19 protein-coding genes are annotated in these 22,870 nt (G+C 71.4%); 7 read left to right on the top strand and 12 right to left on the bottom strand.

What is annotated here, in order from left to right:
- Positions 1 to 61 precede the first annotated feature (61 nt).
- On the bottom strand, positions 62 to 886 hold the full coding sequence (locus IG88_RS0121245) for a maleylpyruvate isomerase family mycothiol-dependent enzyme (RefSeq protein WP_031043455.1): 825 nt from the start codon (positions 884 to 886) through the stop codon (positions 62 to 64).
- A 182-nt stretch (positions 887 to 1,068) separates the two neighbouring features.
- Here IG88_RS0121245 and IG88_RS0121240 point away from each other — a divergent pair, with 182 nt between their 5' ends.
- Complete coding sequence (locus IG88_RS0121240) at positions 1,069 to 1,893, top strand: carbon-nitrogen family hydrolase (protein WP_031043452.1); 825 nt, start codon at positions 1,069 to 1,071, stop codon at positions 1,891 to 1,893.
- Positions 1,894 to 1,937: 44 nt separating this feature from the next.
- On the top strand, positions 1,938 to 2,402 hold the full coding sequence (locus IG88_RS0121235) for a DUF2867 domain-containing protein (RefSeq protein ID WP_031043450.1): 465 nt from the start codon (positions 1,938 to 1,940) through the stop codon (positions 2,400 to 2,402).
- A 10-nt stretch (positions 2,403 to 2,412) separates the two neighbouring features.
- Here IG88_RS0121235 and IG88_RS0121230 read toward each other — a convergent pair whose 3' ends face one another.
- The 4 genes from IG88_RS0121230 to IG88_RS0121215 form a co-directional block, all read right to left on the bottom strand.
- Positions 2,413 to 2,907 (bottom strand): LURP-one-related/scramblase family protein, encoded by a 495-nt coding sequence (locus tag IG88_RS0121230; protein WP_031043447.1) that lies wholly within the window; start codon positions 2,905 to 2,907, stop codon positions 2,413 to 2,415.
- A gap of 103 nt (positions 2,908 to 3,010) precedes the next feature.
- Entirely contained in the window at positions 3,011 to 3,262 is a 252-nt protein-coding gene (locus IG88_RS0121225; RefSeq protein WP_031043444.1) for a DUF6458 family protein, read from the bottom strand.
- 114 nt (positions 3,263 to 3,376) lie between these two features.
- Positions 3,377 to 4,675, bottom strand: a complete 1,299-nt coding sequence (locus tag IG88_RS0121220) for a M18 family aminopeptidase (RefSeq protein ID WP_031043443.1) — start codon at positions 4,673 to 4,675, stop codon at positions 3,377 to 3,379.
- Positions 4,676 to 4,769: 94 nt separating this feature from the next.
- Positions 4,770 to 6,596, bottom strand: a complete 1,827-nt coding sequence (locus IG88_RS0121215) for an acyl-CoA dehydrogenase (RefSeq protein WP_031043440.1) — start codon at positions 6,594 to 6,596, stop codon at positions 4,770 to 4,772.
- A 149-nt stretch (positions 6,597 to 6,745) separates the two neighbouring features.
- Here IG88_RS0121215 and IG88_RS0121210 point away from each other — a divergent pair, with 149 nt between their 5' ends.
- From IG88_RS0121210 to IG88_RS0121200, 3 genes are all read left to right on the top strand, one after another.
- Positions 6,746 to 7,216 carry an SseB family protein gene (locus IG88_RS0121210; RefSeq protein WP_003975142.1) on the top strand — a complete coding sequence of 157 codons (471 nt, stop codon included), beginning with the start codon at positions 6,746 to 6,748 and terminating at the stop codon, positions 7,214 to 7,216.
- A 115-nt stretch (positions 7,217 to 7,331) separates the two neighbouring features.
- A complete protein-coding gene (locus IG88_RS0121205) occupies positions 7,332 to 8,309 on the top strand; it encodes a pirin family protein (RefSeq protein WP_031043435.1) in 978 nt (325 codons plus the stop codon).
- Positions 8,310 to 8,374: 65 nt separating this feature from the next.
- Positions 8,375 to 9,475, top strand: a complete 1,101-nt coding sequence (locus tag IG88_RS0121200; RefSeq protein ID WP_031043434.1) for an AI-2E family transporter — start codon at positions 8,375 to 8,377, stop codon at positions 9,473 to 9,475.
- Here IG88_RS0121200 and IG88_RS0121195 read toward each other — a convergent pair.
- The gene (locus tag IG88_RS0121195) at positions 9,391 to 11,571 is read right to left on the bottom strand and encodes a SpoIIE family protein phosphatase (RefSeq protein WP_031043429.1); all 2,181 of its coding nucleotides are present in this window, start codon (positions 11,569 to 11,571) and stop codon (positions 9,391 to 9,393) included. The two genes, IG88_RS0121200 and IG88_RS0121195, sit on opposite strands and share 85 nt — an antisense overlap.
- Before the next feature lie 197 nt (positions 11,572 to 11,768).
- On the opposite strand from IG88_RS0121195, the gene aspS reads away from it, so the two are divergent.
- A complete protein-coding gene (gene aspS / locus IG88_RS0121190; RefSeq protein WP_031043427.1) occupies positions 11,769 to 13,532 on the top strand; it encodes an aspartate--tRNA ligase in 1,764 nt (587 codons plus the stop codon).
- 82 nt (positions 13,533 to 13,614) lie between these two features.
- Here the strand turns inward: aspS and IG88_RS0121185 are convergent, their stop codons facing one another.
- The 6 genes from IG88_RS0121185 to IG88_RS0121160 all read right to left on the bottom strand — a co-directional run bounded on the left by IG88_RS0121185 (position 13,615) and on the right by IG88_RS0121160 (position 20,522).
- Entirely contained in the window at positions 13,615 to 13,980 is a 366-nt protein-coding gene (locus IG88_RS0121185) for a PH domain-containing protein (RefSeq protein WP_031043424.1), read from the bottom strand.
- A 115-nt stretch (positions 13,981 to 14,095) separates the two neighbouring features.
- Entirely contained in the window at positions 14,096 to 14,521 is a 426-nt protein-coding gene (locus IG88_RS0121180; RefSeq protein ID WP_031043422.1) for a hypothetical protein, read from the bottom strand.
- The gene (locus tag IG88_RS0121175) at positions 14,473 to 16,782 is read right to left on the bottom strand and encodes an ATP-binding protein (protein ID WP_051851997.1); all 2,310 of its coding nucleotides are present in this window, start codon (positions 16,780 to 16,782) and stop codon (positions 14,473 to 14,475) included. Before IG88_RS0121175 ends, IG88_RS0121180 begins: the two co-directional genes overlap by 49 nt.
- Positions 16,783 to 16,791: 9 nt before the next feature.
- On the bottom strand, positions 16,792 to 17,319 hold the full coding sequence (locus IG88_RS0121170) for a hypothetical protein (RefSeq protein ID WP_031043417.1): 528 nt from the start codon (positions 17,317 to 17,319) through the stop codon (positions 16,792 to 16,794).
- 127 nt (positions 17,320 to 17,446) lie between these two features.
- Positions 17,447 to 19,063, bottom strand: a complete 1,617-nt coding sequence (metG, locus tag IG88_RS0121165; RefSeq protein WP_031043416.1) for a methionine--tRNA ligase — start codon at positions 19,061 to 19,063, stop codon at positions 17,447 to 17,449.
- Between the two features lie 115 nt (positions 19,064 to 19,178).
- Positions 19,179 to 20,522, bottom strand: a complete 1,344-nt coding sequence (locus IG88_RS0121160; RefSeq protein ID WP_031043413.1) for a VWA domain-containing protein — start codon at positions 20,520 to 20,522, stop codon at positions 19,179 to 19,181.
- 263 nt (positions 20,523 to 20,785) lie between these two features.
- On the opposite strand from IG88_RS0121160, the gene IG88_RS0121155 reads away from it, so the two are divergent.
- A complete protein-coding gene (locus tag IG88_RS0121155; RefSeq protein ID WP_031043411.1) occupies positions 20,786 to 22,864 on the top strand; it encodes a PhoX family protein in 2,079 nt (692 codons plus the stop codon).
- Positions 22,865 to 22,870 lie beyond the last annotated feature (6 nt).

Raw genomic sequence — 22,870 nt, 5'->3', positions numbered from 1 at the left:
CCCGGGCCGGACCGGGGCGGCAGCCCCCAGACCCCGCCCCGCCGGAGACACCCACCGGCGCCTACTGCGTCACCGTGAAGTTCCGCAGGATCGCCGCCGACAGATCGGGGTCGCCCTCCGTCTTGATGCGGTCCTTCACCGCCTCCGGGGTCACCCGGCCGCAGGCCAGGCGGACGTAGGTCTCCCAGTCGAGGGTGAGGGCGGCGGCGGGGCCGAGGGCCGGGGACGATTCGAGGGTGCCGCGGCCCTGGATGTCGACGCGGACGGTGCGCAGGAACTCGACCGGGCCGTGGACGTCGAAGACGACGGCCGAACTGCGCGGCGCGTCCGCCCGGTCGGCGACGACGGCGGGCAGTTCGGCCAGCAGCACGTCACGGGCGACGTGCGCGCCGGGGGAGTCGAGGTTGCCGGGGCGGCCGAGAGCCGTGCGCAGGTCCTGCTCGTGCGCCCACACGTCGAAGGCGTGCCGGCGCATCGACTCCTCGAGGGTCAGCTCGGTGCCGAGCGGGCCGCGCACCTTCGTGCCGGGGTCCCGCGAGTCGTTGCGCAGTTGGCGGTTGCGCCGAATGATCATGTACTCCAGCTCGGACGTCATCTCCGGCGCCGTGTGGTGGCGGCGGACGTCGACCTGCATCTCCATGTAGCGCTGGTGGTCGCCCGTGACGTGGAAGAGGTCGCGCGGGAGGGTGTGGATGGGGCGCGGGTCGCCGAGCATCTCGGAGTCCAGTCCCAGCACGTGCGAGACGATGTCGCGCACCGACCACCCCGGGCAGGGGGTCCGGCGGTTCCACTCTGCCTCCACAAGCGGCTGGACCAGCTCGGATATCGCCTCGATGGAGTGAGTCCAGGCGTCGGCGTAGGGCTGGAGGGCGGGATGCAGACTCACGGAAACGGGACCCCTCGGCGGTCGGTACACGGGCGGTTGGTGGCGGCGGTGCCAGTGGCGGCGGCGGCAGTCGGCGGGCGTCTTGAGAGGCTAAGTTACGCTGCTGTGCGGCACCCCGGCAGTGCTTTCGTGTGACGATCGTAGGCCCGTGTGGACGGCTCGAATGCCAGGACGGTGGTAGTGTGCGCGCCTCTCTGATCCAAATCGCCGTGAACGAGGACGAAACGGTCGAAGCGCGTCGCCTGCGGGCGGCTGCCCTGGTGCGGGAGCAGTCGGACGCCGACCTCGTGGTGCTGCCGGAGCTGTGGACCACCGGCGCGTTCGCCTTCGAGGCGTTCGACGCGGCGGCCGAGCCGCTGCGCGGGCCGACGTACGAGGCGATGGCCGAGGCGGCGGGCGACGCGGGGGTGTGGCTGCACGCGGGGTCGGTCCCCGAGCGCGGCGCGGACGGACGGCTCTACAACACCTCCCTGGTGCTCTCCCCCTCCGGCGACCTGGCCGCCTCCTACCGCAAGATCCACCGCTTCGGCTTCGACAAGGGCGAGGCCGTGCTGATGGGCGCGGGGCGCGAACCGGTGACGGTCCGGGTGCCGGACACCACCACCCTCGGCGTGGCCACCTGCTACGACCTGCGCTTCCCCGAACTCTTCCGCTCCCTCGTCGACGCCGGTGCCGAGGTCCTCGTCGTCCCCGCGGGCTGGCCGGAGCGCCGCCGTACCCACTGGACGCTCCTGGCCCGGGCACGCGCGGTGGAGAACCAGGCGTTCGTCCTCGCCTGCGGAACGGCCGGGACGCACGCCGGAGTTCCGCAGGCCGGCCACTCGATCGTGGTGGACCCCTGGGGCGAGGTGCTCGCGGAGGCGGGCGCCGGCGAGGAGGTCCTCACGGTGGACCTCGACCCGGCGAAGGTGGCCCGGACCCGGGAGCAGTTCCCGGCCCTCAAGGACCGGGTGCTCGGGCTTGAGACCCCGGGCGAACGGCCGGGCACACAGGGTGCCGGAGCGTGACGCACCGCGTTTGAGGCCCGTCCGTGCCGCCCAGGATCACGGGTATGGCACGCACCGCCCGCTGCGCCCCGGCCGTCCGCCGCGTCCGGGTCGACCCCGTCGGCGCCCACTTCGCCACGGCGTTCGAACTCCCGACGGCCGGACTTCCCCGGCTGGCGCCCGAGGAATGGGTGCGCGCCAGCTACGAGGACGTCCCGGTGATCCTGCGCGAGCTGATCCGGGCGGGCTGGGCGGGCTGGCTGGGGCTGCGGCTGGGACCGCGCACCTCGCGGCGGCACGTGGTGGGCTGGCGCGTCCTGGAGACCGGACCCGGCAGGGTCGCCCTGGAGGCACGCGCACCGTCGCTGACCGTGCGCAACGTCGTGACCGTCGACGAGGCACGGCTGCTCTGGGCGACGTACGCCGTCTACGAGCGCCGGACCGGCCGGGTGCTGTGGTCCCTCGCCGCGCCGGTGCACCACCTGGCCGTGCCGCTGCTCCTGGGCCGCGCCGTCCGCCGCACCGCCTGAGGAGGCTCCCTCAGCCGTCCTCCCGCTCCTTCTCCGCCAGGTGGATCACACAGACGGTCAGGGCGATCAGCAGCGCCGGGTCCGCGTCCTCCCGTACGACGTCCACGCCGTAGGTGTCGCGGAGGGTCAGCCAGCGGCGGGAGACGACGGCCAGGAGTTCGCCGTCGTACTCGATGGCGAACTCGCGGTCGAGGATCTTGCCGCTGACGTCCAGTTCGGTGCCGTCGGCCAGGGTGACGCGGTAGTGGTTGCGCAGCAGGGAGAGACGTTTGCGCTTGAGGCGGGCCAGGGGCTCGCCGCCCCGCGCGATCACCATCGTGTCGCGCAGGGCGAACATCTTCTGGTGGATGTCGATGAGCACGCGCCCCTGGGCGTCCTTCAGCTCCCAGGTGTCCCGCAGCCGCAGCGCCTTGCCGTCGACGAGGAAGACCTTGTTGCCGCGGTCGTCCTCGATCCAGTAGTCGTCACCGATGCCGAGGAGCCGGTCGTACACGAGGAATCTCATGCCCTGACCGCTTCCCCGCCGGGCGCCGGCGAACGCGGCCGGTAGGCCGACAGGCTGAGTGCCGGACGGGCGTCCGGGCCCGGCCGGCCGGCACCGGGCCGGTTCAGGAGCCGTAGCCGTTCTGGTAGCCGTCCTGCGTGTGGTGGTGGGGCCGTTCCTCCACGACCGGGGTCGCCGGTGGCATCACGACGCGGCGGCGCCGGGCGATGCTGCTGAACGTCGCGACGCCGATCAGGCCGACGACCATGAAGATCACACCGACCAGGTCGAGGTTGACCCCCCGCATGTCCCAGTCGGTCGCGAACGTGAGGATGGCTCCCACGGCGATGAGGATGATGCACCCGCCGAGGCCCATGAGTGTTGCCTCCCTGTCAGATCCGGTCGGTTCCGGGTTTCCGGCCGATCCGGTTCCGTGCGGGTACCCCCGGCTCCAACCCTCATGCCGCGGGGCGCTGTTGTACGCGTTCCCCTACGGCCGCAGGAAGGCCACCAGCGCGTTGGCCAGCAGGTGCGGGTCGTCGGCGGCGCACAACTCCCGGGCGCTGTGCATCGACAGGATGGCCACGCCGATGTCGACGGTGGCGATGCCGTGCCGGGCCGCGGTGATGGGGCCGATGGTGGTGCCGCACGGCATGGAGTTGTTGGAGACGAAGGTCTGGAAGGGGACGTCCGCCTTCTCGCAGGCCGCGGCGAACACCGCGCGGCCCGAACCGTCGGTGGCGTAGCGGTTGTTGACGTTGACCTTGAGGATCGGGCCGCCGCCCGCGCGCGGGTGGTGCGTCGGGTCGTGCCGCTCCGCGTAGTTGGGGTGGACGGCGTGGCCCGTGTCGGAGGACAGGCAGACCGTGCCCGCGAAGGCGCGCGCCCGGTCCTCGTAGGAGCCGCCGCGGGCGAACACCGAGCGCTCCAGCACGCTGCCGAGCAGCGGGCCGTCGGCACCCGTGTCCGACTGCGAGCCGGTCTCCTCGTGGTCGAAGGCGGCCAGCACGGGGATGTACGCGAGGTCGGCGCCGGAGGCCGCGACCGCGGCCAGGGCGGCCGTACCGGCGTGCACGGACAGCAGGTTGTCCATCCGCGGGCCCGCCACCAGCTCCCGGTCGCGGCCCAGGTACGCCGGGGGCTCCACGGAGTGCGTCATCAGGTCCCAGCCGGTGACCTCGCCGCGGGCGAGGCCCGCCTCGTCCTCCAGGAAGGCGATCAGGTCGCCGTCGCGCACGGTGTCGCCCAGGCCCCAGACGGGCTGGAGGTGGCGCTGCTTGTCGAGCTTGAGGCCGTCCGTGGAGACCGCGCGGTCCATGTGGATGGCGAGCTGCGGGACGCGCAGCAGCGGGCGGTCGACGTTCACCAGGCGGGTGGAGCCGTCGCGCAGCGAGAGCCGGCCGGCCAGGCCCAGGTCGCGGTCGAGCCAGGAGTTCATCAGCGGGCCGCCGTAGATCTCCACGGCGACCTGGCGCCACCCGTGCGCCCCGGTGTCCGGGCGGGGCTTGACGCGCAGGTTGGGAGAGTCGGTGTGGGCGCCGACGATGCGGAAGGGGGTGTGGGCGGCGGCGCCCTCCGGGACGTACCAGGCGATGATCGCGCCGCCGCGCAGCACGTAGCGGCCGCCGCTCGTCCCGTCCCAGGCGTCCGTCTCCGCGACCTGCCGGAACCCGGCCTTCTCCAGGCGCTCGGCGGCGTTCGCCACGGCGTGGTACGGGGTCGGGCTCGCCGACAGGAAGGTCATCAGGTCGTCGGTGTGGCCGCGGTCGAAGCGGGAGGGTGCGCTCATGGGGTTCACCTTAACGACGTACGAGGGCCCGCTTCCCGCGGAGCGGAAGCGGGCCCTCGCCGGGTGTCCGGAACGGGTGCGGAGGCGGCCGGTCCTAGAACGCGGCCTCGTCCAGCTCCATCAGGTCCAGCTCGACGCCCTGGGCGACCTTGCGGGCCAGGGTGAGGCCGGGCAGGACGTTGGCCGCGAAGAACTTCGCCGCCGCGATCTTGCCGGTGTAGAACGCCTTGTCCTTGGCGGACGCGGTCGGCAGCTTCTCGGCGGCCACGGCGGCGCCCTTGAGGAGCAGGTAGCCGACGATCACGTCGCCGGAGGCCTGGAGCAGGCGGGTGGTGTTGAGCCCGACCTTGTAGATGTTCTTGACGTCCTGCTCGGTGGCCGCGAGGTCGGTGAGCATCAGGCCGACGATGGCCTCCAGCTCGACGGCGGCCTTGGCCAGGTGCTCGCGGGCGCCGGCCAGTTCCTCGCCGCCGGTGGCGAGCGCCAGGAACTTCTTGATGTCCTCGGCGAGCGAGTTCAGCGCGGCGCCCTGGTTGCGGACGATCTTCCGGAAGAAGAAGTCCTGGCCCTGGATGGCCGTGGTGCCCTCGTACAGGGTGTCGATCTTGGCGTCGCGGATGTACTGCTCGATCGGGTACTCCTGGAGGAACCCGGAGCCGCCGAAGGTCTGCAGGGACTGGGCGAGCTGCTCGTAGGCCTTCTCGGAGCCGTAGCCCTTGACGACCGGCAGGAGCAGGTCGTTGAGGGCGTGCTCGGCCGAGGCGTCCTCGCCGTTCGCCTCCTTGACCTGGATCTCGTCCTGTACGGAGGCCGTGTACATCACCAGGGCGCGCATGCCCTCGGCGTACGCCTTCTGCGTCATCAGCGAGCGGCGCACGTCCGGGTGGTGCGTGATGGTGACCTTGGGGGCCGTCTTGTCCATGAAGTTGGCGAGGTCCGGGCCCTGCACGCGCTCCTTGGCGTACTCCAGGGCGTTGAGGTAGCCCGTGGAGAGGGTGGAGATCGCCTTCGTGCCGACCATCATGCGGGCGAACTCGATGATCCGGAACATCTGGCGGATGCCGTCGTGCTTGTCGCCGATCAGCCAGCCCTTGGCGGGGTGGCGGTCGCCGAAGGTCATCTCGCAGGTGTTGGAGGCCTTCAGGCCCATCTTGTGCTCGACGTTGGTGGCGTAGACGCCGTTGCGCTCGCCCAGCTCGCCGGTCTCGAAGTCGAACTCGTACTTCGGGACGAGGAAGAGGGACAGGCCCTTGGTGCCGGGGCCGGCGCCCTCGGGGCGGGCGAGGACGTAGTGGAGGATGTTCTCCGACATGTCGTGCTCGCCGGAGGTGATGAAGCGCTTCACACCCTCGATGTGCCAGGAGCCGTCCTCCTGCTCGACGGCCTTGGTGCGGCCGGCGCCGACGTCCGAACCGGCGTCCGGCTCGGTGAGGACCATGGTGGAGCCCCACTGCTTCTCGACGGCGATCGAGGCGATGTGCTTCTGGACCTCGTTGCCCTCCTCGAAGAGGATGCCGGCGAACGCCGGGCCGGAGGAGTACATCCACACGGCCGGGTTGGCACCGAGGATCAGCTCCGCGTAGGCCCAGATCAGTGAGCGCGGCGAGGTGGTGCCGCCGATCTCCTCGGGCAGGCCCAGGCGCCAGTACTCGGAGTCCATGAAGGCCTGGTAGCTCTTCTTGAAGGAGGCCGGGACCGGCGCCGTGTTGGTCTCCGGGTCGAAGACCGGCGGGTTGCGGTCGGCGTCGGCGAAGGACTCGGCCAGCTCGTTCTCGGAGAGGCGGGTCAGCTCCTCCAGCACGCTCCTGGCGGTGTCCGTGTCCATCTCCGCGAACGGGCCCGTGCCGTACACCTTGTCACGGCCGAGCACCTCGAAGAGGTTGAACTCGATGTCCCGGAGATTCGGCTTGTAGTGCCCCATGGCGACGGCTCCGTTGAGAGATCGGCGAGGCACTCGCTCCTCGCGTCCGTACACGTACCAACTAGTAGCTCCGATGATGCTACCCGTCGGTAATAAGAAGCAACCCCGAGCCGCCCATCTGTGACTCGTTACTCGTTACTCTGTGCTGCATGTACGGCTACGACCAGACCGCGGGCCAACAGCAGCAGCAGTACGCCCCGCCCCCGCAGCAGCCGATGGGCGGCGGGTACGGCCAGCAGCCGCCGCTGTACCCCGAGCCGTCCCCGCCCTCGCTCGCGGACGCGGTGCGCGCCTTCACCACCGGCCAGATGTCCGCCGAGGACTTCCAGCAGATCTTCGCGACCTCGAAGGTCTACTGCCCGCGCGGCGACAACCCCGGCTTCCTCGCGCTGCACAACACCCAGCAGCCGGTGATCCCGATGTTCACGGGCCTCAAGGAGCTGCGGCGGTACGCGGGCAAGGAGTCGAAGTACTTCGTGATCACCGGCGCGGAGGTGATCGACCTGCTGCCGACCGGCTACGGCTTCGTCCTGGACATGGAGGGCGAGCACCGGATGGTGTTCGACGCGAAGGCCGTCGAACAGATGGTCGATTTCGCCATGCGCCGCATGTACGGCTGACCTGCCGCCGTCGCCGCGAGCCCGGAGGGAATGCCCTCCGGGCTTTCTCCGTTTGAGGTGGCAAGAAGTTCAACGCTCAACTAAAGTGGGGCGCACGCCGCCCGAGGAGGTCGACATGCCCGCAGTGACCGTCGAGAACCCGTTGACGCTGCCCCGCGTATCCGCGCCCGCCGACGCCGTCGCGCGTCCCGTGCTCACCGTCACGACCGCGCCCAGCGGTTTCGAGGGCGAGGGCTTCCCGGTGCGCCGCGCGTTCGCCGGGATCAACTACCGCCACCTCGACCCGTTCATCATGATGGACCAGATGGGCGAGGTGGAGTACGCGCCGGGCGAGCCCAAGGGCACCCCCTGGCACCCGCACCGCGGCTTCGAGACCGTCACCTACATCATCGACGGGATCTTCGACCACCAGGACTCCAACGGTGGCGGCGGCACCATCACCAACGGCGACACCCAGTGGATGACCGCGGGCTCCGGGCTGCTGCACATCGAGGCGCCGCCGGAGCAGCTCGTCATGTCGGGCGGGCTCTTCCACGGGCTCCAGCTCTGGGTGAACCTGCCGGCCGCGGACAAGATGATGGCCCCCCGGTACCAGGACATCCGCAGCGGCAGCGTCCAGTTGCTCACCTCCCCCGACGGCGGCGCGCTGATGCGCGTCATCGCCGGTGAGCTGGACGGCCACGAGGGCCCCGGCATCACGCACACGCCGATCACGATGGTCCACGCGACCCTGGCGCCGGGCGCCGAGGTCACCCTGCCCTGGCGGGAGGACTTCAACGGCCTGGCGTACGTCATGGCCGGGCGCGGTTCCGTGGGCGCCGAGCGGCGTCCGGTCCACCTGGGCCAGACCGCCGTCTTCGGCGCCGGGGGCTCGCTGACCGTCCGCGCGGACGAGAAGCAGGACTCCCACACGCCGGACCTGGAGGTCGTGCTGCTCGGCGGGCGGCCCATCCGGGAGCCGATGGTCCACTACGGCCCGTTCGTGATGAACACCAAGGACGAGCTGATGCAGGCCTTCGAGGACTTCCAGAAGGGCCGGCTGGGCACGGTCCCGGCCGTGCACGGGATGTCCCAGGAGGGCCCCGGCGCCTGACCGCGCGTCACCCGGGCGGGCCGTCCGCGCAGGACAGCCCGCCCGGTGCGTGATCGGGTGGGGGCGTGCAGTTGCTCCCCGGTCCGGTGCGCCGGTTCGCCGCCTGGTGCGCCGTCATCCTGCTCGCCAGCGGTGTCGGCTACGTCGTGATCCGGCTCTGCGTCGAGTTCCGCACCGCCGTGATCCCGGCGCTGCTCGCGCTGCTCGGCACGGCGCTGCTCCGGCCGCTGCACCGGCGGCTGGTGAAGGCCCATGTGCAGCGGTCGCTGGCCGCCGGGCTGACCTGCGTCGCCGTGCTGGCCGTGGTCGGCGGGGCCGTGTACATCGTGGTCTCCGCGCTCGTCCGGACCGGCGACGAGATCCTCGCCTCCCTCCGGCACGCGGCCAAGGGCGTCGCCGACCACTTCGGGGCGGCCGGGACCTCGCTGGACGACCTCGCCTCCAACGGGCGCGACCTGCTCGGCAAGTTCGGCGGCACGGCCGCCTCGGGCCTGGTGAGCGGGATCAGCGTGGTCGGCGAGATGATGGCCATGGCCGTCCTCGCCCTGCTGCTCGTCTTCTTCTTCCTGCGCGACTCCGACCGGGCCGTCGGCACGGTGCGCGCCGTCGCCCCGCCCGGCGCCGCCGACACCGTCGAGGCCATGGCCCGCCGGGCGTTCGGGGCGGTCGAGGGCTTCATGCGGGGCACCACCCTGATCGCCCTCATCGACGCGGTCTGCATCACCGTGGGGCTGCTCGTCCTGCGCGTGCCCGGCGCGGTCGGGCTCGGGGCGCTGGTCTTCGTCGGCGCCTACATCCCCTACCTCGGCGCCTTCATCTCCGGTGCCGTCGCGGTGCTGGTGGCGCTGGCCGACCGGGGGTTCGTCATCGCCCTGTGGGCGCTCGGCGTGGTGCTGGCCGTACAGGTGCTGGAGGGGCACGTGCTCCAGCCGGTGGTCCAGAGCCGCACCGTCCAGATGCACCCGGCCGTGGTGCTGCTGGCGCTCACCGCGGGCGCCTCGGTGGCGGGCATCCTGGGGATGCTCCTCGCCGTGCCGCTGACCGCGGCGGCGTTCGGGGTCGTGCACGAGCTGCAGGGGCGTTACGAGGCCGCGGCCGGTTCCGGGCCCGCCGGTCCGCCGCCGGCCGGGGGACCGGGGGCGTCGTCGGGGGCCGGGGACTCGTAGATCTCGAACCAGATGCTCTTGCCCTCACCCCGCGGAGCGACGCCCCACGCGTCCGCGAGCAGTTCGATCAGCATCAGGCCGCGCCCGGAGGACGCCATCTCCCCGGGCCTGCGCTTGTGCGGCAGGTCGTCGCCCTGGTCGGTGACCTCGACCCGGATCCGCCGCTCGCCCGGCTCCCCGGCGACCTCGGCGACCAGGAGGGCGTCGGCGTCGGTGTGCACCAGGACGTTGGTCAGCATCTCGGAGAGCAGCAGCACCGCCGCGTCCCGCTGCTCCTCGCCGGGCCAGTCGTGCAGCAGGCCGCGCAGGTGCTCGCGGGCGGCGGCGATCCGCGCCGGCTCGGACTGGGCGACCGACAGCATCGTGCGGCGCACCGGTGCCTGGGCCACGGTGGGTTCCCCGCAGCCGCAGCCCTCGCCCTGCCGGCACAGCAGCACCAGCGCGATGTCGTCCTCCCGGCGGTCGGACAGCGGGCCGACGGTGTGGTGCGAGGAGGGTCCGTGCACGGCCTGGACCAGTGCGTCGGCCAGCTCCTCCAGGTCGCCGGTGTGCTCCTCCAGGATCACGCGCAGGCGGTGCCAGCCGCTCTGCAGATCGTGGCCGCCGGTCTCCACCAGGCCGTCCGTGCACAGCATCAGGGTGTCCCCGGGTTCCAGGGCGAGCCGCGTCGTCGGGTAGTCGGAGTCCGGGTCGATGCCCAGCGGCAGCCCGCCCGCCGTGGCGAGGATCAGCGCCGTGCCGTCCGCCATGCGCACGACCGGGTCCAGGTGGCCCGCGCGGGCGCTCTCCACGGTGCCGGTGGCGGGGTCGACCTCGGCGTAGTAGCAGGTCGCGAAGCGCTGGTCGCCGGGGTCGTCCTCGGCGGTGACCAGGCCGTGGAAGAAGTGGGAGGCGCGGGCGAGCACCGCGTCGGGGCGGTGCCCCTCGGAGGCGTAGGCGCGCAGCGCGATGCGCAACTGCCCCATCAGCCCGGCCGCCCGCACGTCGTGCCCCTGGACGTCACCGATGACCAGCGCGAACCGGTCCCCGGGCAGCGGGATCATGTCGTACCAGTCGCCGCCGACCTGGAGGCCGCCGCCGGTGGGGACGTAGCGGGCGGCGACGTCCATGCCGGGGATCCCGGGGCCGAGCATCGGCAGCATGGAGCGCTGCAGCCCCTCGGTCAGCTCCCGCTCGTTCTCCGCGGCGCCCGCCCGGGTCAGGGCCTGGGCCAGCATCCGCGCCACCGTGGTCAGCACGGAGCGCTCGTCGGGCGTGAAGGCGACCGGATAGGAGAAGGCCGCCAGCCAGGCGCCCATCGTGCGGCCCGACACGGTCAGCGGCAGGTAGGCCCAGGAGCGGCGGCCGGAGCGCTCGGCGAGAGGCCAGGTGAGGGGGTAGCGGGACCGGTACTGCTCGGGGGAGGAGAGATAGACGGCCCGGCCGGTGCGGACCACCTCGGTGGCCGGGTAGTCGGTCTCCAGGGACATGTCCGTGAACGGGTCGACCTCGTACTCGGGCTGTCCGTGGTGTCCGACGACGGTCAGCCGGTCGCCCGAGACCCCGAACACCGCGAGGCCGTCCGGGGAGAACCCCGGCATCGACAGCCGGGCCGCGACCCGCAGCACCTCCTCCGTCGACCGCGCCTCGGCCAGCGCCCGGCCCGCGTCCAGCAGGAAGGCCTCCCGGGAGCGGCGCCACTCGCCGGTGACCGCGCTGCGCCCGGCGGGGGTGCCCGGCCGGGGCTCGGCGACCTCCTGGAGGGTGCCGGTCAGCACGTACGCCTTGCGTACGGCGTCGAAGGAGGGCTTGGAGCGGCTGCGTACGACCCGGACGACGTGGCCGCGCTCGTCCATGATCCGGATCCGGACCTCGGCGAGGGTGCCCTCGGCGACGGCGAGCTGGACCACTCCGGTGATCTCGTTCCAGTCCACCGGGTGCAGCCGGGCCCGTACCTGTGCCTCGGTGAGGGTCGCCGGTTCGGCGGGCAGGCCGAGCAGGCGGGCGGCCTCTCCGTCCACCCTGACCTGTGCGGCGGCGGTGTCCCAGTGCCACAGTCCGGTCGCGAGGGAGGCGAGGACGTCCCCCACCTCGGGCAGGGGCTCACCAGTACGCATTGCCCCACTTTAAGAAGAGGTGATCGGACGCTGCCACCGCGCGCAGCGGCGCCCGGACGGCCCCGGAGCGGTCCCGGGGCGGTCCCGGGGCCGGGGTCAATGGGGAGGAAGGCAGCGGTGGCTGCCCGGTAGGCTGGGGTTGTTTCACGTGAAACGCGAAACGCCATCCCCGATCCGCGAAGGCTGGATGAACGACGATGCATCGGTACAGGTCCCACACCTGCGGCGAGCTCCGCTCCTCTGACGTCGGCACCGACGTCCGGCTGAGTGGCTGGCTGCACAATCGGCGCGACCTGGGCGGCATCCTCTTCATCGATCTGCGCGATCACTACGGCATCACGCAGCTCGTCGCGCGTCCGGGCACCGAGGCGTACGAGGCGCTGGACAGGCTGACCAAGGAATCGACCGTTCGGGTCGACGGCAAGGTCGTCTCCCGCGGCGCCGACAACATCAACCCCGATCTGCCCACCGGCGAGGTCGAGGTCGAGGTCGGCGAGGTCGAGCTGCTCGGCGCCGCCCAGCCGCTGCCCTTCACCATCAACACCGAGGACGGGGTCAACGAGGAGCGGCGCCTGGAGTACCGCTTCCTGGACCTGCGCCGCGAGCGCATGCACCGCAACATCATGCTGCGCACGTCGGTCATCGCCTCGATCCGCAGCAAGATGGTCGCCCTCGGCTTCAACGAGATGGCGACGCCCATCCTCACCGCCACCTCCCCCGAGGGCGCGCGGGACTTCGTGGTCCCCTCCCGCCTGCACGCGGGCCGCTTCTACGCCCTGCCCCAGGCGCCGCAGCAGTTCAAGCAGCTACTGATGATCTCGGGCTTCGACCGGTACTTCCAGATCGCGCCCTGCTTCCGTGACGAGGACGCCCGCGCCGACCGCTCGCCGGGCGAGTTCTACCAGCTCGACGTCGAGATGAGCTTCGTCGAGCAGGAGGACGTCTTCCGCCCGATCGAGCAGCTCATGACCGAGCTGTTCGAGGAGTTCGGCAACGGCCGCCACGTGACCTCGCCGTTCCCGCGCATCCCGTTCCGCGAGGCGATGCTGAAGTACGGCTCCGACAAGCCGGACCTGCGCGCCAAGCTGGAGCTGGTCGACATCACCGACGTCTTCGAGGACTCGGAGTTCAAGGCCTTCGCCGGCAAGCACGTGCGTGCCCTGCCCGTTCCGGACGTCGCCGCCCAGCCCCGCAAGTTCTTCGACCAGCTCGGCGACTACGCCGTCTCGCAGGGTGCCAAGGGCCTGGCCTGGGTCCGCGTCGGCGAGGACGGCAAGCTGTCCGGCCCGATCGCGAAGTTCCTCACCGAGGAGAACGTCGCGGAGCTGACCAAGCGGCTCTCCCTGGCCGCCGGCCACGCGGTGTTCTTCGGCGCGGGCGAGTTCGACGAGGTCTCGAAGATCATGGGCGCGGTCCGTGTCGAGGCCGCCCGGCGTGCCGGGCACTTCGAGGAGGACGTCTTCCGGTTCTGCTGGATCGTCGACTTCCCGATGTACGAGAAGGACGAGGAGACGGGGAAGATCGACTTCTCCCACAACCCGTTCTCGATGCCGCAGGGCGGCATGGACGCCCTGGAGAACCAGGACCCGCTGGACATCCTCGCCTGGCAGTACGACATCGTCTGCAACGGCGTCGAGCTGTCCTCCGGTGCGATCCGGAACCACGAGCCGGAGATCATGCTCAAGGCCTTCGAGATCGCGGGCTACGACGCGGAGACCGTCGAGCGCGAGTTCGCCGGCATGCTGCGCGCCTTCCGCTTCGGCGCCCCGCCGCACGGCGGCATCGCCCCCGGTGTCGACCGCATCGTGATGCTGCTGGCCGACGAGCCCAACATCCGCGAGACCATCGCCTTCCCGCTCAACGGCAACGCCCAGGACCTGATGATGGGCGCCCCGACGGAGCTGGACGAGACCCGGCTGAGGGAACTCCACCTGACGGTGCGCAAGCCGCAGCCGAAGTAGTCCCCGACGGCACGCACAGGGGCCCGGCATCGTGATCGATGCCGGGCCCCTCGCGCGTCCCCGCCGGGTGTCCGGGCGCGGTCTAGCGCGCCACGAACTGGGTCAGGATGGCCTGGACCTCGTAGATGTCGACGCCCTTGGTGAAGGTCTTCTCGATCGGGGCCTGGGAGCCGGAGAGCCAGATCTTGAGCTCGGCGTCGAGGTCGAAGTGGCCGGCCGTCTCGACGGCGAAGTGCGTGATGCTGCGGTACGGGACCGAGTGGTACTCGGTCTTCTTGCCGGTGATGCCCTGCTTGTCGATCAGGATCAGCCGCCGGTCGGTGAACAGGATGGTGTCGCGGATCAGCAGGTAGGCCGCGTGGACCTGCTCGCCCTGGCCGAGCAGCCGCGCGTACTCCTGCTGTGCCTGGGCCGGGTCTATGCGGTGCGCGTTGCCGAAGAGTGCCATGGACGGTGTCCCCCCACGTGTGCCGAGTGTCCGCTCGATCCTCGCAAAGGGCGGGGCCGGAGAGAAGGACGGTTCTTCCCCGGGGCCGTGCTGTAGCGAGCGTGTTACGCGGCCGTCAGACGTGCGGCGGGCGGCGGAGCCGGTACCCCGGCACGGGGCCGAGGTCTTCGCCGTCCACCTCGATGCTGTCCGACCAGTCCCGCCGTTCCAGGGGGGCCAGCAGGGACTCGAGCGTGCAGGACCAGACCTCGCACAGGGTGCGGAGGAAGAGGCCGTACAGGTCGTCCGACGTGCGCCACCAGTGCTTCTGCCAGGTGTGCGTGGTGTGGTCGCGGGCGAACTCGTACCCGGTGTCCCGGTGCGCGGTGGACGGGAACACCTCCGCCAGGGGGGAGGCGAGGCCGTACTGGAGGATGAAGACGCAGTCGTCGGGGATCCGGACCCTTTCCCCCGACAGCCGGTGGGTGAGTTCGGGCGGGCGCGTCCGCCAGCTCAGGGGCCAGCCGAACCCACGAAGATCTCGGTGCGCGAGCCCGCCCACTCGGGCACGTCGGACAGGCGCAGCACCCCCTGGGACGTCAGCGCGAAGGCGATGTCGTCGGCGAGCGGGTGGAGGGCGCAGTGCAGGCTGTAGGCGAGTTCGAGCTGGAGCGAGTCGTCGAAGAGCCCGGCGTCGCGCAGCCGTTGCTCCTGGCCGCGCATCCACTGCTGCATCTGGCTCCGGTCCGCGACGAGCGCGGCCTTGTCCCGGGACGCCCGGCTGGGCTGCCCGGCGAGGTACCCCGCGAACGAGAGCGAGGCGTCGGAGCGGAAACCGTTGAGCGTGACGATGCCCGGGTAGTCGCGCTGGCCGTGGTGCAGCATGCTGCTCCACAGCATGGCGATCCCGATGCGCTGCCCCTTGTCGTCCCGCACCTCCGTGGCCCTGCTGACGAAGTCGTCGCGCATCCTCAGGCGGAACTTCTCCTCCCCGGCGCGCCCCTTGGCCGCCTGGGGCGGATAGAGGCGGTCGAACACCTCCTCCGGCGACCCGGACGCCAGGGAGAACGGCGGAAGGACCTCGGGGTCGGCCGCCTTCGGTTCCCAGGTGTGGATGGGGACCGCGTTCTCCAGGACCAGACGGCGGGTGAGCTGGGCCAGCCGCTCGTCGTCGGACCTGCTGAACAACCCCTTGAGCGCGTAGGGGCTGGTCCTGAGCCTGACCCGCACCACCGTGCCCTCGTGCACCCAGCCCTGCCCGGGGACGGAGGTGAGCAGGGGCCGGTGGGAGGGGCCGTCGAAGGTGAGGCGACGGGCGTCCGCGAGCGAGGCGTCGTACCTGCGGGTGATCAGTTCCACCTGGTCGCCGAGCAGGAAGACGGAGAAGAAGCCGATGCCGAAACGGCCACTGGGCCGGAAGCCGCCGCCGGCCAGCCCGGGGAGCCGGTTGCGTACGCCGGTGGAGCTCCAGCCGCTGGTGCCGAAGTCGAGCAGCCCGTGGACCAGCGTGTCCTCGTCCATGCCGGTGCCGTAGTCGCGCACCTCCAGGAACCAGCCCTCCTCGTCCTCGGTCAGACGGATCTCCACCCGCCCGAGTGGGAAGTCCGGCTGCAGCGTCTGCCGGGCCAGCACGGCGTCCTGGGCGTTCTGGATCAGCTCGCGCAGGGCGACCTCGGGTTCGTCCCCGTAGAGCTGCTGCCCGCCGAGCGTGCCGACCAGCGCGGGGCTGTCGGAGACCTTGACGGTGGCGTCGATGGGGCGCCAGTCCTGCACCCGGAACAGTTCCGCGAAGCGCTCCGGGGAGTCGACACCGGCGACGGCGCGCGCCGCGAGCCGGTCCCGGCCGAGGTCGTGCAGGAGGGCGTCGACGGCCTTCAGCTCGCGGTCGATGCCGCGCAGGTACTCCAGCGCCAGCCACCAGGCGGTGGCGTCCTGCGGGGTGAAGGGACGCAGCGAGCTGTAGGTGACCCGGTCGCCCTTCCGGTAGGGGCGGCTGATGTGCTCCTGGAACTTCCAGTGCTCGCGCGAGACACCACGCGGCCGCCGCAGGGAGAACAGGAAACCGGGCGCCCGCCGGCTGTCGACCTGGGTGGCGTCGGCGAGCCGCAGGATGCAGGCCAGCTTGAGCGGTTCGATGATCCACTCGCTGGGCTGCCAGGGCAGCGACCCGATCGAGTGCCGGAACTCGCCGGCGAGGCGGTCCACGGGCCACCAGTGGCTGGCCGCGAGCTCGCCGATCAGCGGGCCGTACCACTCCCGTAGCTGGGTCTCCTCGATGAGGAAGATCTCGTTGCCCGCACTCGACCGCCACGGCTGGTCCACCAGCCGCCTCGCCTGCTCCGCGTGGGTCTCGCGGATCGCGGTCGCCACGCAGGCCTCGGCGATCTCCGCGGGCGGGTCCCCCAGCTCCTCCCGGTCCGGCCAGCAGCCCTCCCGCTCGTAGTAGGCCAGCGACACGAGGTCGTACCACCGTTGCTCCCCCAGCGCCTCGGGCACCGTCGTCCCGTAGGCGGCCGCGCCCATCGCCGCGTCGTGCAGCACGAACGCGCAGCCCAGGACGTAGGCCTCGGCCGGATTCAGGGTGACGCCCTCACCGCACACGAGGTCGGCCGTCTCCCACAGCGCGTCCACGTGGCTGATGTCGTGCACGGTGAAGTCGGGCATGCTCCGGGCGTTCTCCTCCAGGAGGACGCCCGCCTTGCGCCGCAGCTCGGTGTACGACGTGCGCAGCCGCTCCCGCTGCCCGGAGTGCGGGTCGGCGCCCGGACGGGCGGCCAGGGTCTTCTGCCACAGGGGCGTGCTCATGTGGACGTGCTCGGTCACGGGGGACGCTCACCTCATCCCGGGCAGGAGGAACAGGGCGGCGAGCACCCACATGGTGATCACCGACACGAGGATGAAGAGCACCACGTACGTCTCGTACCAGCGCAGGTAGTTGCCGGGGCGGGGACGTTTGCGGAAGCCCGGTCCGACGAACTCGTCGGTGATGTCGCACTCCTCGTGGCGGTAGTCGAGCCAGGCGACGGCGCCCACCACGATCAGCGTGGCGGTGAAGGCGGCCACCACCGTGGTCAGCGTCAGCAGACCGATCACCCCGCCCCGGGCGGTGGCCGCCGCCAGCTCCCACTTGCGGTACCCGACGAAGAGCGCGAGCGCCGCGGTGACCAGGCCGGTGGCCAGGGTCTGGTAGAGGGCGAGGAAGCGGTGTGCGTTCTCGTTCACGGCCTGGATCTGCTGCAGCACGTACCGGTAGCGCTCCAGCGCCAGTTCGTTGCGGATCGCGGCGGTGTTGGTGTCCGCGTCCGTGTCCGCGGCGGTGTCCGCAGTCGTGTCCGGACGCGCCTGTCCCGGTTCCCCCATAGCCCCCACCCGTTGGCCTGCCGTCCACCGTCCTATACCCACCCGTGTCCGTTCCACCCGACGGACGCCCAGCGCGAAGGCCCGGGAGCACGATGCTCCCGGGCCTCGGTACGCGCGGCACAGGTGACTACGCGCTCGGCTTCTCCTCGAGGCGCGGGAAGAGCACCGCGCCCTTGGTGACCGTGACGCCGGCGGGGAGGCGGCCCCATTGCGCGGCGTCCTGGACCCGCTGGTCCGCCAGGGCGCCCAGGGATGCCTCGGCGCCCAGGGAGTCCCAGAGCTTGCGGGAGGTGTCCGGCATGACCGGGTTGAGCAGGACCGCCACCGCGCGCAGGGACTCCGCGGCCGTGTAGAGGATCGTGGCCAGGCGGGCCCTGCCCTCCGGGGAGTCGTCCTTGGCGACCTTCCAGGGCTCCTGCTCGGTGATGTAGCCGTTGACCTGCTTGACGAAGTCGAAGACCGCCAGGATGCCGCCCTGGAAGTCCAGCTCCTCGCCGATCTTCCGGTCGGCCTCCGCGACCGCCCTGGTCAGGCCGTCGTGGATCGCCTTCTCCGCGTCCCCGTCGGCCGTCGCGGCCGGCAGCTCGCCGCCGAAGTACTTGTTGACCATGGCCGCCACGCGGGAGGCGAGGTTGCCGTAGTCGTTGGCCAGCTCGCTGGTGTAGCGGGCGGAGAAGTCCTCCCAGGAGAAGCTGCCGTCCTGGCCGAACGCGATCGCGCGCAGGAAGTACCAGCGGTACGCGTCCACGCCGAAGTGGGTGGTCAGGTCCTGCGGCTTGATGCCGGTCAGGTTGGACTTCGACATCTTCTCGCCGCCGACCATCAGCCAGCCGTTGGCCGCGATCTTCCCGGGCAGGGGCAGGCCCTGCGCCATCAGCATGGCCGGCCAGATGATCGCGTGGAAGCGGAGGATGTCCTTGCCGACCAGGTGCACGTCGGCCGGGAACGTCGACTCGAAGCGCGCCGGGTCCTCGTTGTAGCCGACCGCCGTGGCGTAGTTCAGCAGGGCGTCGACCCAGACGTAGATGACGTGCTTGTCGTCCCAGGGGACCGGCACGCCCCAGTCGAAGGTCGAACGGGAGATGGAGAGGTCCTGCAGGCCCTGGCGGACGAAGTTCACGACCTCGTTGCGCGCGGACTCGGGCTGGATGAAGCCCGGGTTGGCCTCGTAGTGCGCGAGCAGCTTCTCGCTGTACTCGCTCAGCTTGAAGAAGTAGTTCTCCTCGCTGAGGATCTCCACCGGCTTCTTGTGGATGGGGCACAGCTTCTGGCCCTCGTACACGCCCTCGCCGTCGAGCAGCTCGCCGGGGAGCTTGTACTCCTCGCAGCCCACGCAGTACGGGCCCTCGTAGCCGCCCTTGTAGATCTCGCCCTTGTCGTACAGGTCCTGCACGAACTCCTGGACGCGGTCGGTGTGCCGCTTCTGCGTGGTGCGGATGAAGTCGTCGTTCGCGATGTCGAGGTGCTCCCACAGGGGCTTCCACGACTCCGTGACGAGCTTGTCGGCCCAGGCCTGCGGGGTGACCCCGTTCGCCTCGGCCGTGCGCATGATCTTCTGACCGTGCTCGTCCGTGCCGGTGAGGTACCACACCTTCTCGCCGCGCTGGCGGTGCCAGCGGGAGAGCACGTCGCCTGCGACGGTCGTATAGGCGTGGCCCAGGTGAGGAGCGTCGTTGACGTAGTAGATGGGGGTCGAGACGTAGTACGCCTTCGCCCCCTGCTTCTCTGATCCAGTGGCCGCCATGGTCGAAATCCTACTGGGCCCGTGCAGGTCGGCTCACACGCGTTTCGGGGGGTGGACGGGGGGGCTCCCCTTCGTCCACCCCCCCGAGGGACGTGCGTGCGGCTGCTGGGCCCGGCTACGGGCGCCAGGCGGACAGGACGCCCTCGTACAGCTCCTTGTCGGTCAGCTCCTTCGGGGTCTCGCCGGCCAGGAAGTGGGAGGCGTTGCCCGTCTTGAGCTTGCGGAGGTAGTCGAAGGCCTTGTTCTCGGGGTCGCCGAAGGCGACGAAGGAGAAGTGGACGTTCGGGTGGTCCTGGGCCGCCTTGGTGAGGGCCTGGGTGGCGGGGGTCTTGGCGTCGGGGGCGCCGTCGGTCTGGAAGACCACCAGGACGGGGGTGCCGGGGGCGTCGTTCTCGGTGTGGTGGGCGAGGACGGCCTCCACGGCGGCGTGGTAGCTGGTGCGGCCCATGCGGCCCAGCGCCGCGTGCAGCTCGTCGATCCTGTTCTCGTGGCCGGTGAGGGTCAGCTCGCCGGTGCCGTCCACCTCCGTGGAGAAGAACGTGACGTGGACCGTGGCCTCGGGGTCGAGGTGCGCCGCGAGGGCGAGGGTCTGCTCGGCGAGGGCCTGGGCGGAGCCGTCCTTGTAGTACGGGCGCATGGAGGCGGAGCGGTCGAGGACGAGGTGGACCCGGGCGCGGGTGCCGGTGAGGCCGTGCTTCTTGAGGGTGGTGCCGGCGGCCTTGTAGGCGGTGGTGAGGGCGGGGGCGCGGTGGCGGAGCCGGGTGGCGGTCGTCGCGGGTTTCGGCGCCTCGGCTGCGCCTTCGGCGTCGCTGTTCCCACGGGGTGCTTCCGGCGGGCCGGCTGTTGTGGGCGCCTCGGCTTCGCCTTCGGCGTCGGTGTTCCCACCCGCACCGCCCGTGCTGGTTTCGTTGTCCGGTGCGGGTGGCCCCTGTGGGGCTTCCTGGCCGTCGGCGGCTGCGGGTTCCGGGGCCGGTTCGGGCTCGGGCTCGGGCTTGGCTTCGGGCTCCGGTTCAGGTTCCGGCTTGGCTTCCGGCTCCGCCTTGGCCTCCGGCTTCGGCTCGGGGGTCGCCTCGGGATGAGGGGCCGTTGCCGCTGGCTCGGGGGTCGTCTCCGGCTCGGAGGCCGGGGTCGGCTCCGGGGCCGGGGTCGGGGGTTGCTTGGCCTCCGTCGGTGCCGTCGGCTCCGTGGGCCTGGGGACCGTGACGTTGGTGAAGGCGGCCTTGACGAGGTCGTGCTCGTCGGGGGCGGGTTCCGAGCGGGGCTCGGGGATCCGGGAGGTCTCCGGCTCGGCCGGGGCGGACTCGGCCGCCGGCTCCGGGGATGCGGCGGGCTGGGACGGGAGCTTCGGCTCCGGCTCGACGGCCGGCGGTGCCGCCTCCTGCGTCGCACCCTCCGCCTGGGCGGCCCGTTCTTTGCGTGACCGGCCGAACGCGTTCCGCAGGAGAGTGAGAATGCCCATGTGCGCAACCCTTCGAGTGAGTTGGTGCCGTCAATCCCTGGCCAGGACGGACACGTAAGGTTAGCGGTCCCGGCTTGTGATCTTGTGCAGGGTCTGACATGCGAGCGGTGACGCGTCAAGGCCGGATCGAGACGTCGTCGTAGGACCCCCGAGGATTCCGCGGGTTCACCCTCCGTTCACCGCGATGCCCGGTCCCCGCACGCATGCGCGCCTACGGTCGCGCTGACACCAGGGCATCCAGGGATTCTCAAGGGGAGAACACAGTGCGCAAGCTCCTGCCGTTGATCGGAACGCCGTCCGGTTCGCACCCCGGCGGCCGGTCCGCGATGACCTGCCGTTTCCGGTGTGGCGACGCCTGCTTCCACGAGGTGCCGAACACCAGCGGCAACGAGTACGTCGGTGACGTCATCGCCGGTGCGCTCAGCCGCCGTTCCATGATGCGGGCCGCCGCCGTCGTGACCGTCGCCGCGGCGGGCGCCGGGGCGGCGGGCGTGGCGGGGGCGCCGTCGGCGCAGGCCGCGCCCGCGGCCGGAAAGGGCCACGGCGGGCCCTCCAAGGCGTCCGGTGCGCGGGGGCTGCGGTTCGCGCCGGTGGCTCCCAACACCGACGACACCGTGACCGTTCCGGAGGGGTACCGGCAGAACGTCGTCATCCGTTGGGGTGAACCCATTCTGCGCGGGGCGCCGGCCTTCGACCCGGAGAAGCAGAGCGCCAAGGCGCAGGCGGGGCAGTTCGGTTACAACAACGACTTCCTCGCGCTGCTGCCGCTGCGCGGCGAGCACGGCCGTCAGCTCCTCGTCGCGAACCACGAGTACACCGACGAGGTGCTCATGTTCCGCGGCTACGACCCCGAGAACCCGACGCGCGAGCAGGTCGAGACCGCCTGGGCCGCGCACGGGCTGTCCGTCGTCGCCGTCGAGGAGGAGAAGAAGAACGGCCGGCTCACGGCCGTCCCCCGGCACCGGCTCAACCGCCGGGTCACCGCCACCACCGAGTTCCGGCTGACCGGGCCCGCCGCCGGGTCCGACCTGGTGAAGACCTCCGCCGACCGCAGCGGGCGCAAGGTGCTCGGCACCCTCAACAACTGCTCCGGCGGCACCACCCCGTGGGGCACGACGCTGCACGGCGAGGAGAACTTCAACCAGTACTTCGCCAACGCCTCCAGCGCCACCGACAAGCGGTACGGGGTCGGGACCGGGGCCACCGAGCGCAAGTGGGAGCGGTTCGACAAGCGCTTCGACGTGGCGCAGGAGCCGAACGAGGTGCACCGGTTCGGGTACGTCGTCGAGCTGGACCCGTACGACCCCGACTCCACGCCGCGCAAGCACACGCTGCTCGGCCGGTTCAAGCACGAGGCCGCGACCGTGCGGCTGACGCAGGACGGGCGTCCGGTCGTCTACACCGGCGACGACGAGCGGTTCGACTACTTCTACAAGTTCGTCGGCAGCAAGCGGATGCGGCAGGGCAACTCCCGCTGGGCGCGCGAGCACAACCTCTCGCTGCTCGACGAGGGCACCCTGTACGTCGCCAGGCTCACCGGCGACTCCCCGGCGACCGAGATCGACGGGACGGGCACCCTGCCGGCCGACGGCGAGTTCGACGGCTCCGGGACGTGGATCCCGCTGGTCACCGCCACCGAGCGCGGTGCCGTCTCGCACGTGGAGGGGATGAGCGCCGAGGAGGTGTGCGTCTTCACGCGGCTGGCCGGGGACAAGGTCGGCGCGACCAAGATGGACCGTCCCGAGGACATCGAGCCGTCGCCGGTCACCGGCAAGGTGTACGTCGCCCTCACCAACAACTCCAACCGGGGCAAGGCCGGTTACGCCGGCCCCGACGAGGCCAACCCGCGCAACTCCAACAAGCACGGGCACATCCTGGAGCTGACCGAGCACCGGAACCGGGCCGACGCCACCGCGTTCGCCTGGTCGCTGTTCCTGGTCGCCGGTGATCCGGAGGACCCGGCGACGTACTTCGCGGGCTTCCCCAAGGACCGGGTCAGCCCGATCTCCTGCCCGGACAACGTCGCCTTCGACGACCACGGCAACCTGTGGATCTCCACCGACGGCAACGCGCTCGGCAGCCACGACGGGCTCTTCGGCGTCGCGACCAAGGGCGACCGGCGCGGTGAGCTGAAGCAGTTCCTGACCGTGCCGACCGGCGCCGAGACCTGTGGACCGCTCGTCCAGGACCGGCGGGTGCTGGTCGCGGTGCAGCACCCGGGAGAGGTCGACGGCGCCTCCGTGGAGCAGCCCGCCAGCACCTGGCCCGACGGGCCGGGGAAGATCGTGCGTCCGGCCGTCGTCGCGGTGTGGCGCGCGGACGGCCGCGACATCGGCGTCTGAGCCGAC

It is taken from the genome of Streptomyces sp. NRRL F-5650, from assembly GCF_000721365.1.
Classification (GTDB): domain Bacteria; phylum Actinomycetota; class Actinomycetes; order Streptomycetales; family Streptomycetaceae; genus Streptomyces; species Streptomyces ardesiacus.
Note: the sequence above shows the minus strand (reverse complement) of the source record. Positions and strands in the feature narration are given on the sequence as shown.